Annotated in this window: 12 protein-coding genes; 6 read left to right on the top strand and 6 right to left on the bottom strand. The window is 72.0% G+C overall.

The window, feature by feature from the left end; genetic code table 11:
* Positions 1 to 7 precede the first annotated feature (7 nt).
* The 4 genes from ACIP6U_RS33960 to ACIP6U_RS33975 all read left to right on the top strand — a co-directional run bounded on the left by ACIP6U_RS33960 (position 8) and on the right by ACIP6U_RS33975 (position 4,009).
* Positions 8 to 682, top strand: a complete 675-nt coding sequence (locus tag ACIP6U_RS33960; RefSeq protein ID WP_401725938.1) for an urease accessory protein UreF — start codon at positions 8 to 10, stop codon at positions 680 to 682.
* 126 nt (positions 683 to 808) lie between these two features.
* Positions 809 to 1,486 (top strand): urease accessory protein UreG, encoded by a 678-nt coding sequence (gene ureG, locus ACIP6U_RS33965; protein ID WP_401725940.1) that lies wholly within the window; start codon positions 809 to 811, stop codon positions 1,484 to 1,486.
* On the top strand, positions 1,474 to 2,241 hold the full coding sequence (locus tag ACIP6U_RS33970) for an urease accessory protein UreD (RefSeq protein WP_401725941.1): 768 nt from the start codon (positions 1,474 to 1,476) through the stop codon (positions 2,239 to 2,241). The genes ureG and ACIP6U_RS33970 overlap by 13 nt, the downstream gene beginning before the upstream one ends.
* A gap of 163 nt (positions 2,242 to 2,404) precedes the next feature.
* Positions 2,405 to 4,009 carry an alpha/beta hydrolase gene (locus tag ACIP6U_RS33975; RefSeq protein ID WP_401725943.1) on the top strand — a complete coding sequence of 535 codons (1,605 nt, stop codon included), beginning with the start codon at positions 2,405 to 2,407 and terminating at the stop codon, positions 4,007 to 4,009.
* 97 nt (positions 4,010 to 4,106) lie between these two features.
* Here ACIP6U_RS33975 and ACIP6U_RS33980 read toward each other — a convergent pair whose 3' ends face one another.
* The 6 genes from ACIP6U_RS33980 to ACIP6U_RS34005 form a co-directional block, all read right to left on the bottom strand.
* Positions 4,107 to 4,838 (bottom strand): lysophospholipid acyltransferase family protein, encoded by a 732-nt coding sequence (locus ACIP6U_RS33980; RefSeq protein WP_401725945.1) that lies wholly within the window; start codon positions 4,836 to 4,838, stop codon positions 4,107 to 4,109.
* Positions 4,839 to 5,022: 184 nt separating this feature from the next.
* The gene (locus tag ACIP6U_RS33985; RefSeq protein ID WP_401725947.1) at positions 5,023 to 6,252 is read right to left on the bottom strand and encodes a PP2C family protein-serine/threonine phosphatase; all 1,230 of its coding nucleotides are present in this window, start codon (positions 6,250 to 6,252) and stop codon (positions 5,023 to 5,025) included.
* A 69-nt stretch (positions 6,253 to 6,321) separates the two neighbouring features.
* The gene (locus ACIP6U_RS33990; RefSeq protein WP_401725949.1) at positions 6,322 to 8,784 is read right to left on the bottom strand and encodes a SpoIIE family protein phosphatase; all 2,463 of its coding nucleotides are present in this window, start codon (positions 8,782 to 8,784) and stop codon (positions 6,322 to 6,324) included.
* Positions 8,785 to 8,939: 155 nt separating this feature from the next.
* Positions 8,940 to 10,178 carry an ornithine--oxo-acid transaminase gene (rocD, locus tag ACIP6U_RS33995; RefSeq protein WP_401725951.1) on the bottom strand — a complete coding sequence of 413 codons (1,239 nt, stop codon included), beginning with the start codon at positions 10,176 to 10,178 and terminating at the stop codon, positions 8,940 to 8,942.
* A complete protein-coding gene (gene ddaH, locus ACIP6U_RS34000; protein WP_401725953.1) occupies positions 10,175 to 10,996 on the bottom strand; it encodes a dimethylargininase in 822 nt (273 codons plus the stop codon). Before ddaH ends, rocD begins: the two co-directional genes overlap by 4 nt.
* Before the next feature lie 153 nt (positions 10,997 to 11,149).
* The gene (locus tag ACIP6U_RS34005; RefSeq protein WP_401725955.1) at positions 11,150 to 11,635 is read right to left on the bottom strand and encodes an Lrp/AsnC family transcriptional regulator; all 486 of its coding nucleotides are present in this window, start codon (positions 11,633 to 11,635) and stop codon (positions 11,150 to 11,152) included.
* A gap of 77 nt (positions 11,636 to 11,712) precedes the next feature.
* Here ACIP6U_RS34005 and ACIP6U_RS34010 point away from each other — a divergent pair, with 77 nt between their 5' ends.
* Both ACIP6U_RS34010 and ACIP6U_RS34015 read left to right on the top strand, forming a co-directional pair.
* Positions 11,713 to 12,462, top strand: a complete 750-nt coding sequence (locus tag ACIP6U_RS34010) for a LytR/AlgR family response regulator transcription factor (protein ID WP_401725957.1) — start codon at positions 11,713 to 11,715, stop codon at positions 12,460 to 12,462.
* Positions 12,463 to 12,464: 2 nt separating this feature from the next.
* The gene (locus ACIP6U_RS34015; RefSeq protein ID WP_401726188.1) at positions 12,465 to 12,827 is read left to right on the top strand and encodes a hypothetical protein; all 363 of its coding nucleotides are present in this window, start codon (positions 12,465 to 12,467) and stop codon (positions 12,825 to 12,827) included.
* Positions 12,828 to 12,845 lie beyond the last annotated feature (18 nt).

Raw genomic sequence — 12,845 nt, forward strand, 5'->3', positions numbered from 1 at the left:
GGCTTCGATGAGCAGGGCGACACTTCTCGTGCTGGCCGACGGCCGCTTTCCCGCCGGGGGGCACGCGCACTCCGGCGGGGCCGAGGCGGCGGTGAAGGCCGGGCGGATCACCGGGGCGGCGAGTCTGGCCGACTTCTGCCGGGGCCGGTTGCACACGGCGGGGCTGGTGTCCGGGGCGGTGGCCGCCGCCGCGGTACTCGGCGTCGCTGCCGGGGAGTTGGACGCGGCGGTCGACGCCCGTACGCCGTCGCCGGCTCTGCGGGGTGCCTCGCGGCGGCTGGGGCGGCAGTTGACGCGGGCGGCGCGGGCGACCTGGCCGTCGGCCGAACTCGACGTCCTGGCGCGGGAGTTCCCCAAGGGAGCCCATCAGCCGGTGGTGTTGGGGCTGACGGCGCGGGCGGCCGGGCTCGGGCCCGAGGACGCGGCGTACTGCGCGGCCTACGAGAGCGTGAGCGGGGCGGCCTCGGCGACCGTGCGGTTGCTGAGCCTGGATCCGTTCGACGCCACGGGTGTGCTTGCGCGGCTGGCGCCGGAGCTGGACCGGGTCGCCGACCGGGCGGTGGAAGCGGCTCGGCGGGTGGTCGACGAGGGCGTCGACGCGTTGCCCGCGGCGTCGGCGCCGTTGCTGGAGATCGGGGCGGAGGCGCATGCCGCTTGGGCTGTGCGGTTGTTCGCGTCCTAGGGGGTTTCGCCCCCGCCGCCCCTTCCCGTCCCGACCCTGGGGGCCCTGCCCCCAGACCCCCGTTCGGCCCTGAAGGGGCCTCGTCCTCAAACGCCGGACAGGCTGATAAGAGATGGAGCCGTATCCATGCATCTTGACCACTCTCACGACGGGCCCGCCGCCGTCAGCGCCGACTCCCGGCGTCCCGACGGCAGCCGTCGGGCCCTGCGTATCGGCCTCGGCGGCCCCGTCGGTTCGGGCAAGACCGCCACCGTCGCCGCCCTGTGCCGGGCCCTGCGCGACGAACTGTCCCTCGCCGTCGTCACCAACGACATCTACACCCGCGAGGACGCCGAATTCCTGCTCCGTGAGGCCGTGTTGCCGCCCGAGCGGATCACCGCCGTGGAGACGGGGGCCTGTCCGCACACCGCGATCCGGGACGACATCTCCGCCAACCTCGAAGCGGTGGAGGACCTGGAGGACGAGGTCGGGCCGCTCGATCTCATCCTCGTCGAGTCCGGCGGCGACAACCTCACCGCGACCTTCTCCAAAGGGCTCGTCGACGCGCAGATCTTCGTGATCGACGTCGCAGGCGGTGACGACATTCCGCGCAAGGGCGGACCCGGCGTCACCACGGCGGACCTGCTCGTCGTCAACAAGACCGACCTCGCGCCCTACGTGGGCTCCGATCTGGGCCGTATGGCCGCTGACGCCAAGGCGCAGCGGGCCGAACTGCCCGTCGTCTTCCAGTCGTTGCGGACCGAGACCGGGGTCGCCGACGTCGCCGCGTGGGCGCGGGAGCGGCTCGCCGCATGGACGGCATGACCGTGACCGGGGTGCGGGCCACCGCGCGGATCGCGGCCCGGGACGACGGGCGGGGCGGCACCGCGCTGCCCGTGCTGGAGGGAGACGGGCCGCTCGCGCTGCGGCGGACGCGGGGGAGTGGCGCCGAGGCGCGGGTCATGCTCGTCGGGGCGATGAGCGGACCGCTCGGCGGTGATCGCTTCGCCGTCGAGGCGGAGGTGGGAGCGGGGGCGCGGTTGAGCGTCGGGTCCGCTGCCGCCACCATCGCGCTGCCCGGGCAGGCGAAGGGCGAGGCCCGCTACGACGTCCGGCTCACCGTCGCCGACGGAGGCGAACTGCTCTGGCTGCCCGAGCAGTTGATCTCCGTGCACGGCAGTGATCTGTACGTCACCACCCGCGTCGAGGTCGGCGCGGACGCCCGCCTCGTGCTGCGCGAGGAGCAGGTGCTCGGGCGGGCCGGGGAGGAACCCGGGCGGCTCACCAGCCGTCTCGCAGTGCGGGTCGCGGGGCGGACGGTGCTGGACCAGGAGTTGGCCTGCGGGCCCGGGGCGCCGGGAGGCTGGGACGGTCCGGCCGTGCTGGGCGGGTGCCGGGCCGTGGGGCAACTGGTCGTCGTACGGCCGGAGTTCGTGGCGCGGCCGGTGGAGGCGCGGGTGCTGGGGGACGGGGTGGCCGTCATGCCGTTGGCCGGGCCCGCCGCGCTCGTCACCGCCGTGGCCTCGGACGCGCTGCTGCTGCGGCGGGCGCTCGACGAGGCGCTCGCGGGCCTCGGGTGAGCCCGCGCAGGTGAGGTGCCTTCTCCGCCGCCTTCTCCGCTGAGCGGGACGAGTCAATCCGTTTATCGGATTGGCAAAGAAGGTCAACAAACCCTGTTCTCAGACGGTACACAGCCGAAAGGATCCCCTTACCGAATCGTCACCATGTAGGGGGAGGTCCCTTTTGAGGGAGATCAGACCGACCAAGCGAGCAACGGCGCTCGGCTCGGCCGGAGTGCTCGTCACCGCGACACTGATAGCCGGCGCGTTCGCCGCACCCTCGGCGAGCGCCACCGTCGGCTCCCGGCACGGCCAGGACCGCGAGGCCCGCGGAGCCGCGATCGCGGCCGAGCGCGCCGGCAAGGCCGGTATCGACTGGGCCGACTGCCCCGCGGACTGGGGGTTCGCCAAGCCCATCCAGTGCGGCTGGGTCAGCGTGCCGCTCGACTACGCCAAGCCGTACGGCAAGCAGATCAAGCTCGCCGTCGACCGCGCGGTCAGCACCGGGACGGCCGCGGAGCGCCAGGGCGCCCTCGTCTACAACCCGGGCGGTCCCGGCGGCTCCGGCATGCGCTTCCCGACCCGGGTCACCACCAAGAACCCGCTCTGGGTCAACACGTCCAAGGCGTACGACTTCGTGGGCTTCGACCCGCGCGGCGTCGGCCACTCCGCGCCGATCTCCTGCATCGACCCGACCGAGTTCGTGAAGGCGCCCAAGGCGGACCCGGTGCCGGACTCCGAGTCCGACAAGCGGGCGCAGCGCAAGCTGGCCCGTGAGTACGCCGAGGGCTGCGCCGCGCGCACCGGCAAGGCGATGCTGGCGCAGATGACCACGCCGAACACCGTCCGCGACCTGGACGTGATCCGGGCCGCGCTCGGCGAGAAGAAGCTCAACTACCTGGGCGTCTCCTACGGCACGTACATCGGCGCCGTCTACGGCACCATGTTCCCGGGTCACGTGCGCCGCATGATCGTGGACAGCGTGGTCAACCCGTCGAAGGAGAAGATCTGGTACGAGGCCAACCTCGACCAGGACGTCGCCTTCGAGGGCCGCTGGAAGGACTGGGAGGACTGGGTCGCCGCCAACGACGCCGTCTTCCACCTCGGCACCACGCGCGCCGCGGTCCAGGCGAAGTGGCTCGAACTGCGCGCCACCGCCAAGAAGAACCCCATCGGCGGGGTCGTCGGACCGGCCGAGCTGATCGGCTTCTTCCAGAGCGCGCCGTACTACGACTCGTCGTGGATCCCGGTCGCCACCGTCTTCAGCAAGTACTTCGCCGGAGACCCCCAGGCACTGGTCGACGCCGCCGCGCCGGACCTGTCGGACACCGCGGGCAACGCCAGCGCGGAGAACGGCAACGCCGTCTACACGGCCGTCGAGTGCACCGACGCCAAGTGGCCCACCAGCTGGAAGAAGTGGGACAAGGACAACACGGCGCTCAACAAGAACTACCCGTTCATGACCTGGGCCAACGCCTGGCTGAACCTGCCGTGCGCCACCTGGCCGGTCAAGCAGCAGACCCCGGTGAACGTCAAGACGCACAAGGGTCTCCCGCAGGTCCTGATCGTGCAGTCCACGCGTGACGCCGCCACTCCGTACGACGGCGCCGTCGAACTGCACAAGCGCTTCAAGGGCTCCCGTCTGATCACCGAGAAGGACGCGGGCTCCCACGGCGTGACCGGACTGGTCAACCCGTGCATCAACCAGCGAGTCGACAGCTACCTGCTGACCGGCAAGCTGGACGCCAAGGACGTGACCTGCACCCCGCACGCCACGCCGAAGCCGTAACACCCGTATTCCCTACGGGAGTTCGAAGGGGCGGCCGGATCACTCCGGCCGCCCCTTCGTCAACTCGCCCCGGCCCGGCGGGGCCGAGCGACCCGCCCTAGCCCAACGGCATCCGGCGGAACCGGCGTTCCTTCTCCGCGATGCCCGCCGCCTCCGCCTGCTCCGCCTTCGCGACCGCCGCGTACTGGTCGACGTACTCCTGCTCGGACAGCGTCAGGATGGCGTACATGATCTCGTCGGTGATCGCGCGCAGGATCGCCTTCTCGTTCTCCATGCCGGCGTAGCGGGAGAAGTCGAGGGGCTTGCCGAAGCGGATGGTCACGGGGTGGATGTTCGGGATGACCTTGCCGGGCGGCTGGGCCTCGAAGGTGCCGATCATCGCGCAGGGGATGACCGGGACCTGGGCCTTCAGCGCCATGACCGCGACGCCCACCTTGCCCTTGTAGAGGCGGCCGTCGTGCGAGCGGGTGCCCTCCGGGTAAATGCCGAGGAGTTCGTCCTTGCTCAATACGCCCAGGCCCTCGCGGATCGCCGCCTGGCCCGCCTCCTTGCCGGTGCGGTCGACCGGGATCTGGCCCGCGCTGCGGAAGAAGGTCGCGGTGAGACGGCCCTTGATGCCGGGGCCGGTGAAGTACTCCTTCTTTGCGAGGAAGGTGATGCGCCGCTTGAGGATCGCCGGCATCAGGAAGTGGTCCGCGAAGGACAGGTGGTTGCCGGCGATGATCGCGGCACCCGTCGCCGGAACGTTCTCCAGGCCCTCGGTCCGAGGCCGGAAGAACACTCTCAACAGAGGTCCCAACAACACGTATTTGAGTACGTAGTAGAACAAAGGGGTTGCTCCTCACTCCGGCGGCTCGGCGGGTCCCCGCGTTCCAGCAGGTCAACCGGCGTGTCGTGGGCTTGTCAGTGTAGGTGCAGGCGGGGGTTGCCGGAACACGGCCGACAGTTGTGTCCCGATCGCACCCAACTGCGGCCGGGCGCAGGGTACTTGATCACCGTCGTACGCCACCTGTTCACAGCCGCACGATGACGAGGGCCGTGTCGTCGGTGGCGCCCCCGGGCGGGAGGAGTTCGAGGAGGACCGCGTCGGCGAGGGTCTCGGGGTCGGCCGTGCGGTGGCGGGTCAGGGAGTCGGCGAGGCGGGTCAGGCCGGTGTCGATGTCCTCGTGTCTGCGCTCGATCAGACCGTCGGTGTACAGGACCAGGGTCGCTCCCTCGGCGTACGTCGTGCGGAACTCGGGTCTGGGGACCGGGACGGGGCGGGCGTCCAACGGCGGGTCGGTGGCCCGGTCGAGGAACTCCACGCGGCCGTCGGCGTGGACCAGGACCGGCGGGGGATGGCCGGCGCTGCTGTAGGTGATGGTGCGGGCGTCGAAGTCGATGAACGTCGTGACGGCGGTGGCCGATTCCGCGCCGTCGACGACATGGGCGTAGCGGCCCAGGACGCTCAGCGCCTCGGCCGGCCCCGCGGCCACCCGGGAGGCCGCGCTCAGGGCGCTGCGCAGCTGGCCCATGACCCCGGCCGCCGCGAGCCCGTGTCCGACCACGTCGCCGACCGCCACGCCGATGCGGTGGCCGCCCACCAGGTCGACGAGGTCGTACCAGTCCCCGCACACGTTCAGCGCGCCGACCGCGGGGCGGTAGCGCACGGCGGCGCGGTGGTGGCCGACCTGGCGGCGGGCCGGGAGCATCGCCTCCTGGAGGGCGAGGGCCACCTCGCGCTCGCGGGCGTGCGCCTGCCGGAGGCGTTCGTTGAGCTCCTGGAGTTCCCGGGCGCGCGTGTACAGCTCGGCCTCCAGCACCCGGGTCCGGCCGCCGGTCGGGCCGCCGCGCGCCTTGATCAACTCGGTGACCTCCTCGACCCGGTGCACCAGCAGCGCCACCTTGCCGTCCGGGCCGAGCACGGGCACGTTGACCGGACTCCAGTAGCGCTCCTCCCACTCACCGGGCCGCTCGGGGTCCTCGACGTCGTAGCGCTGTAGTGCCATGGCGTCCCGCTCGCCGGTCTCCTTCACCCGCTCCAGCGAGGCCGCGAGGTTGCGCATGCCGGAGGCCGCCGGGTTGTTGGGGTTGTCCGGGAAGACCTCGAAGAGATGGCGGCCCACGACCTGCTCGCGGGTGCGCCCGCTCATCCGCAGGAACTCCTCGTTGGCGTCCGCGTAGTCCAGGTCGGGCGTCAGCAGCGCCACCATCCCGGGCAGCGCCTGGAACACTCCCGCGTAGTCGATCGCCGTAATCGTCATGACCGCCGCCTCACCGCCGGGATCACACCATTTTCCCATGGCATGCGGCATATGTTCCGAGTTCGTGTGTCAGCCGGGAGGTTCCGTCAGGGACTGCTCGGCCCAGATGACCTTGCCCTCCGGTACGAAGCGGGTGCCCCAGCGCTGGGTGAACTGGGAGACCAGGAGCAGTCCGCGGCCTCCCTCGTCCGTGGTGCGCGGGTGGCGCAGATGGGGTGCGGTGGCGCCGCCGTCGGAGACCTCGCAGATCAGGGCGCGGTCCTTGATCAGGCGCAGCCGGATGGGTCCGGTGGCGTACCGGATCGCGTTGGTGACCAGTTCGCTGACCACCAGTTCCGTGGTGAAGGCCAGCTCCTCAAGGCCCCACGCGGTCAGCTGCCGGGCGGCCGCCTTGCGGGCGTCGGCGACGACGGCCGGGTCGCCGGGCAGGTCCCAGTCGGCGACCTGGTCCTCGCCGAGCAGCCGGGTGCGGGCCAGCAGCAGGGCCACGTCGTCGTGCGGCCGGTCCGGGACCAGCGCGTCGACCACCGCCCGACAGCGCAGGTCGAGCGAGGACGCGACCCGCTCCAGGGCCCCGCGCAGCCGGTCGCGGTCCGCGTCGACGGCCCAGTCCTCCCCGCGGGCCAGCAGTCCGTCGGTGTGCAGCGCGAGCACGCTGCCCTCGGCGAGGGCCAGCTCGACCGACTCGAAGGGCGGCCCGCCGGCGCCGAGCGGCGCCCCCTGCGGGAGGTCCACGAAACTGACGGTCCCGTCGGGCATCACGACCGCCGGCGCCGGATGGCCCGCGGCGGCCATCGAGCACTGGCCGTCGACGGGGTCGTAGACGACGTAGACGCATCCCGACCCCACGATCCGCACCATGCCGTCGGCCCCGCGCGTGCCCGGTTCGCCGCCCTCCTCGCGGGCCGACCGTCCGACCAGGTCGTCGAGGTGGGCCAGCACCTCCTCGGGCGGCAGTTCGAGGGCGGCCAGGGTGCGTACGGCGGTGCGCAGCCGGCCCATGCCGGCGGCGGCGTCGATCCCGTGCCCGGGTACTTCGCCGACGACGAGCGCTACGCGCGCGCCGGACAGCGGGATCAGGTCGTACCAGTCGCCGCCGAGGCCGGTCAGCTCGTTGGCGGGCCGGTAGCAGGCGGCCACCTCGACCGCGTCCTGCTCGGGCAGCCGGCGCGGGAGCAGGCTGCGCTGGAGCACCAGGGCGGCGTCGCGCTCGCGCGTGTAGCGGCGGGCGTTGTCGACGCAGACGGCGGCCCGGGAGACCAGGTCCTCGGCGAGGCTCAGGTCGTCCGCGTCGAAGGGCTCCTGGCGGCCGCGCCGGAAGAAGGTGGTGACGCCCAGGGTGACGCCACGGGCGCGGATCGGCACGATCAGCACACTGTGCAGGCCCAGCTCCAGGAAGGTGGCCTCCCGGCCGCCCGGGATGTGGGTGGCCCACTCCTTGGCGAGCGGGTCGAGCCGCTCCTCGCGCCAGGCCCGGCCCGAGGCCAGCGCGCGCACCAGCGGCGAGGTGGGGAGGTAGGCGGCCACGTCGCCGATCCCGACGACTGCCTCCGGCACACCGGCGTTCACCGACTGGTGGCCGGCCCGGCGCAGCGGCACCTGCTCCGTGACGGCGACCGGGCCCGGGGCGGGTTCCGCGCCCCGCAGCACCGACTCCAGCAGGTCGACGGTCACGTAGTCGGCGAAGTCCGGCACGGCGACGTCGGCCAGTTCCTGGGCGGTGCGCTCGATGTCCAGGGTGCGGCCGATGTGCTCGCCGGCCCGGTCGAGCAGCGCGAGGCGCTGGCGGGCGCGGTGCCGCTCGGTGATGTCGACGACGGTGTAGTAGACGCCCATCGGGTGCCCGCGGTCGTCCTCCAGCCGGGTGAACGACATCATGTGCGCGGTCTCGCGGTGCGGGGCCGCCCGCACCTGGCCCACGTGCTCGTAGCCGACCACCGGCTCACCGGACACCAGTACGCGGCGCATCTGCGTCTCGATGCCCTCGGCGTTCAGCCCCGGCTGGATCTCCGCGAGGCGCCGGCCAAGCCGGTGTCCGGCCGGTCCGCCGCCGAACTGCTCCAGGGCCTCGTTCGACCACACGAAGCGCAGGTTGGCGTCCACGATCGCTATGCCGACCGGCGAGCGGGTGACCATCTGTTCGAGCACACTGCGGCTCATGTCCCAGCCGGGCGCCCCGGACAGGTCCGACACCAGCACCAGCCAGTGGTCCGTGCCGCCCGGTTCCACCGCAGGAGTGATGCGCACCATGACCCGGACCGGCCGGCCGTCCTTGCGCAGCGCCGTAAGCAGCCCGACCCAGCCGCCGTCCCGGCGGCACCGCTCAGCGAGTTCGGGCACCCGCGCCGCGTCCCCGGCGGCCAGCAGCCCGGTGACCGCGGTGCCGACCACCTCGCCCGCCGTGTAGGCCAGCAGTCGCTGGGCCCCTCGCGTCCAGCTGGTCACCACGCCCCGGGCATCGAGCAGCAAGGGAGCGGCATCGGCCACGTCGAACCGGCGCCGGTCCACGTCATGCTCCTCATGAGTGCCCAAGGCCGACCTCTCTGTCGCTGAGAGTGGTCTACCACCACCTGTCCCCATCTTCACCCTTCACGGCATCGGACGGGTCTCGGGAAGGAACATGAGGGTGGGGACACGGGGCGGGGAGGTACGGGTGGGGCGACGGAGGAAGCCGTCGCCCCGTGGGGTCACGCCCCCTGGGCCAAGACCTTCGCCAGCGTCCCCAGCGCCGACTCCAGCTCCTCGCCGGTGATGGTCAGCGGCGGGGCGAGCCGGATCGTCGAGCCGTGGGTGTCCTTGACCAGGATCCCCTCCCGCATCAGCCGGGCGCTGACCTCGCGCCCGGTGCCGATCGCCGGGTCGATGTCGACGCCCGCCCACAGCCCGCGCGCGCGGAAGCCCACGACGCCCTTGCCGACGAGCCCGGCCAGACCGTCCCGCAGCAGCACGCCGAGATCCGCGGCCCGCCGCTGGAACTCACCCGTCTCCAGCAGCTCGACCACCGCCGTGCCGACCGCGGCCGCCAGCGGGTTGCCGCCGAACGTCGAACCGTGCTCGCCCGGCCGCAGCACCCCGAGCACGTCCCGCCCGGCCACCACCGCGGACACCGGCACGATGCCACCGCCCAGCGCCTTGCCGAGGAGCAGTACGTCGGGGACGACCGACTCGTGCTCGACGGCCAGGGTCCGCCCGGTGCGCCCGAGACCCGACTGGATCTCGTCGGCGATGAACAGGCAGCCCTTGCGACGGGTCAGTTCGCGGACGCCGGTCAGGTAGCCCGCGTCCGGGATGATCACGCCGGCCTCGCCCTGGATCGGCTCCAGGAGCACGGCCGCCGTCGTCTCGTCGACCGCCGCCTCCAGGGCCGCCAGGTCGTTGTACGGCACGATCTTGAACCCGGGCGTGAACGGGCCGAAGCCCGCCCGTGCCGTCTCGTCCGTGGAGAAGCTGACGATCGTCGTCGTACGGCCGTGGAAGTTCTCCGCGGCGACCACGATCGTGGCCCGGTCGGCGGGGACGCCCTTGACCTCGTACGCCCACTTGCGGGCCACCTTGATGCCGGACTCGACCGCCTCGGCGCCCGTGTTCATCGGCAGCACCATGTCGAGGCCGGTCAACTCGGCCAGCCGCTCGGCGAATTCGGCCAGCTTGTCGTTGTGGAAGGCGCGCGAGGTGAGGGTCAGCCGGTCCAGCTGGCGGTGGGCCGCCTCGATCAACGCGGGGTGGCGGTGGCCGAAGTTGAGGGCCGAGTAGCCCGCCAGCATGTCGAGGTAGCGCTTGCCCTCGACGTCCTCGACCCAGGTGCCCTCGGCGCGGGCGACGACCACGGGCAGCGGGTGGTAGTTGTGCGCGAGGACCGGCTCCTCGGCGCGGATCAGGTCGGCGGAGGTACGGGCGGGGGCGGGCACGTCTGCGGTGGTGGTCATGAACGGATCTCCTGAGTGCAGCACTTGATGCCGCCGCCGGCCTTGCGGAACTCGGACAGGTCGACGGGTACGGGGACATATCCGCGGTCGGTGAGCGCGGCGGCGAGGGCCTCGGCCTGCGGGGCGATGAAGACATGGCGGCCGTCGGAGACGGAGTTCAGGCCGAACGCCATCGCGTCCTCGGCCGTGGCGAGCACGGCGTCCGGGTACAGCCGCGCCAGCACCTCGCGGCTGCCGGGCGAGAACGCCTCCGGGTAGTACGCGATGTTGTTCGCGGCCCCGTCGTCCAGCACGAACAGCGCCGTGTCCAGGTGGTAGAAGCGCGGGTCCACCAGGGTCAGGCTGATCACCGGGTGGCCGAAGAACTCCTGCACCTCGCGGTGGGCCTCGCGGGTGGTGCGGAAGCCGGTGCCGGCCAGCAGGTACCGGCCCGTCCAGACGAGGTCGCCCTCGCCCTCGCAGACGGACTCGGGGCGGTGCACGTCGAAGCCCGCCGACTTGAACCAGGTGTCGTAGTGCGTGGACTCCCCGCGCCGCTCGGGCGCGTGGAAGAGGGAACCGAAGACCCGGCCGTCCACCACGACCGCCGAGTTCGCGGCGAAGACCATGTCGGGCAGGCCGAGCACCGGCTCCACGACGTCGACGTCATGGCCGTGGGCCCGGTAGGCGCTCATCAGCGCCTGCCACTGTTCCCGGGCCAGGTCGACATCGACCTGGGCGTCGGGACGCATCCAGGGATTGATCGCGTACTGCACGGCGAAATGTCTGGGTTCACAGACGAGGAAGCGCCGCCGGCGCGGCACACGGGAGTCGGACACAGAGGGGTTCCTCCGCTTCCTTGATGACGACTGAGGGTTGACACCAAGGTAAGAACTGACGGAGCCGCGCGACAAGGAATGAAAGTTGCGTGTCTGCGCAGGAACAATGCGTCTTTGAGACCCTCGACGCAGCAACGCTGCGCACTCGGATGTTTATTCGGGAGCGGGGTGGGTCGCGCCCGCTTCGGGGCTTTCCGGGATGAGATGGGACAGCACCATCACGCTGATCGTCTTCCGCACGAACGGCTCCGCGCGGATCCGCTCCAGCACCCCCTCGAAGTGCTCGACGTCCCGCGCCCGCACGTGCAGCAGCGCGTCCGCGCCGCCCGTCACCGTCATCGCCGCGGTGATCTCCGGATGGTTGCGGACCACCTCCGCGAGCCGCCGGGGCGGGGCCGCGCCCTCGCAGTACACCTCGACGTACGCCTCCGTCAGCCAGCCCAGCGCCGACGGCTCCACCGTCGCCGTGAACGCGGTGATCACCCCGGTCTCGCGCAGCCGGTCCACCCGCCGCTTCACCGCCGTCGAGGACAACCCGACCGCGGAGCCGATCTCCGCGAAACTGGTCCTGGAGTTCGCCATCAGGGCGTTGATGATCTTCCGGTCGAGCTCGTCGAACGGCGCGGGCCTGCTGTTCATGCCCGCACTGTATCCAGCGGGAACGCGCACGCCCGGCACATGTCCAGGCGTACCGATTCCACCTACACTCCGGGTTCATGCTGCGCGCCCTCGCCGTCGACGACGAACGCCCCTCCCTGGAGGAGCTGCTCTATCTGCTGCACGCGGATCCGCGCATCGGCAGCGCGGAGGGCGCGGGCGACGCGACCGAGGCGCTGCGCCGGCTCAACCGCGCCCTAGAGTCAGGGCCCGGCGGGGCCGCGGCGATCGACGTCGTCTTCCTCGACATCCACATGCCCGGTCTGGACGGCCTCGACCTGGCCCGGCTGCTCACCGGCTTCGCGAAGCCGCCGCTGGTCGTGTTCGTCACCGCCCACGAGGACTTCGCCGTCCAGGCCTTCGACCTCAAGGCCGTCGACTACGTGCTCAAGCCGGTCCGCAAGGAACGGCTCGCGGAGGCGATCCGCAGGGCCGCCGAACTCACCGGCAGCTCCCCACGCATCCCCGTGCACGAGCCCGACCCCGACCACATACCCGTCGAACTCGGCGGGGTGACCCGCTTCGTGGCCGTCGACGACATCACCCACGTCGAGGCCCAGGGCGACTACGCCCGGCTGCACACCGACCGGGGCAGCCACCTCGTACGGATCCCGCTGTCCACCCTGGAGGAGCGCTGGCGGCTGCGCGGCTTCGTCCGCATCCACCGCCGCCACCTCGTCGCCCTGCGCCACGTCGGCGAACTCCGCCTGGACGCGGGCACGGTGAGCGTCCTGGTCGGCGCCGAGGAGCTCCAGGTCAGCCGCCGCCACGCGCGCGAACTGCGCGACCTGCTGATGAGGAGGCCGTGACAGTGCCGAACCAGGACCCCGCCGAACGCCGCGTCGCCGTCACCGGCCCGCCCCGCCGCGTCCGGCGCACCACCGGCTACTACCGCCCCCGCACCGAGATCGACGAGCAGACCACCCTCGGCCACACCTACGTCCGCTCCCTCATGCGCACCCAACTGCGCGCCGCACTCGCCGTGTTCGCCGTCCTCGGACTCCTGATCGGCCCGCTGCCCCTGGTCTTCGCGGCCATGCCCGACGCCCACCGCCTCGAATGGGCGGTCCTCGGCTTCTGCCTCTACGCCCCCCTCGTCCTGCTCGCCCTGTGGTACGTCCGCCGCGCCGAGCGCAACGAACGGGACTTCGTGCGCCTGGTCGAGGACCGATGAGCACCCGACCGACCCGGA

The organism is Streptomyces sp. NPDC088794, from assembly GCF_044750545.1.
Classification (GTDB): Bacteria; Actinomycetota; Actinomycetes; order Streptomycetales; family Streptomycetaceae; genus Streptomyces.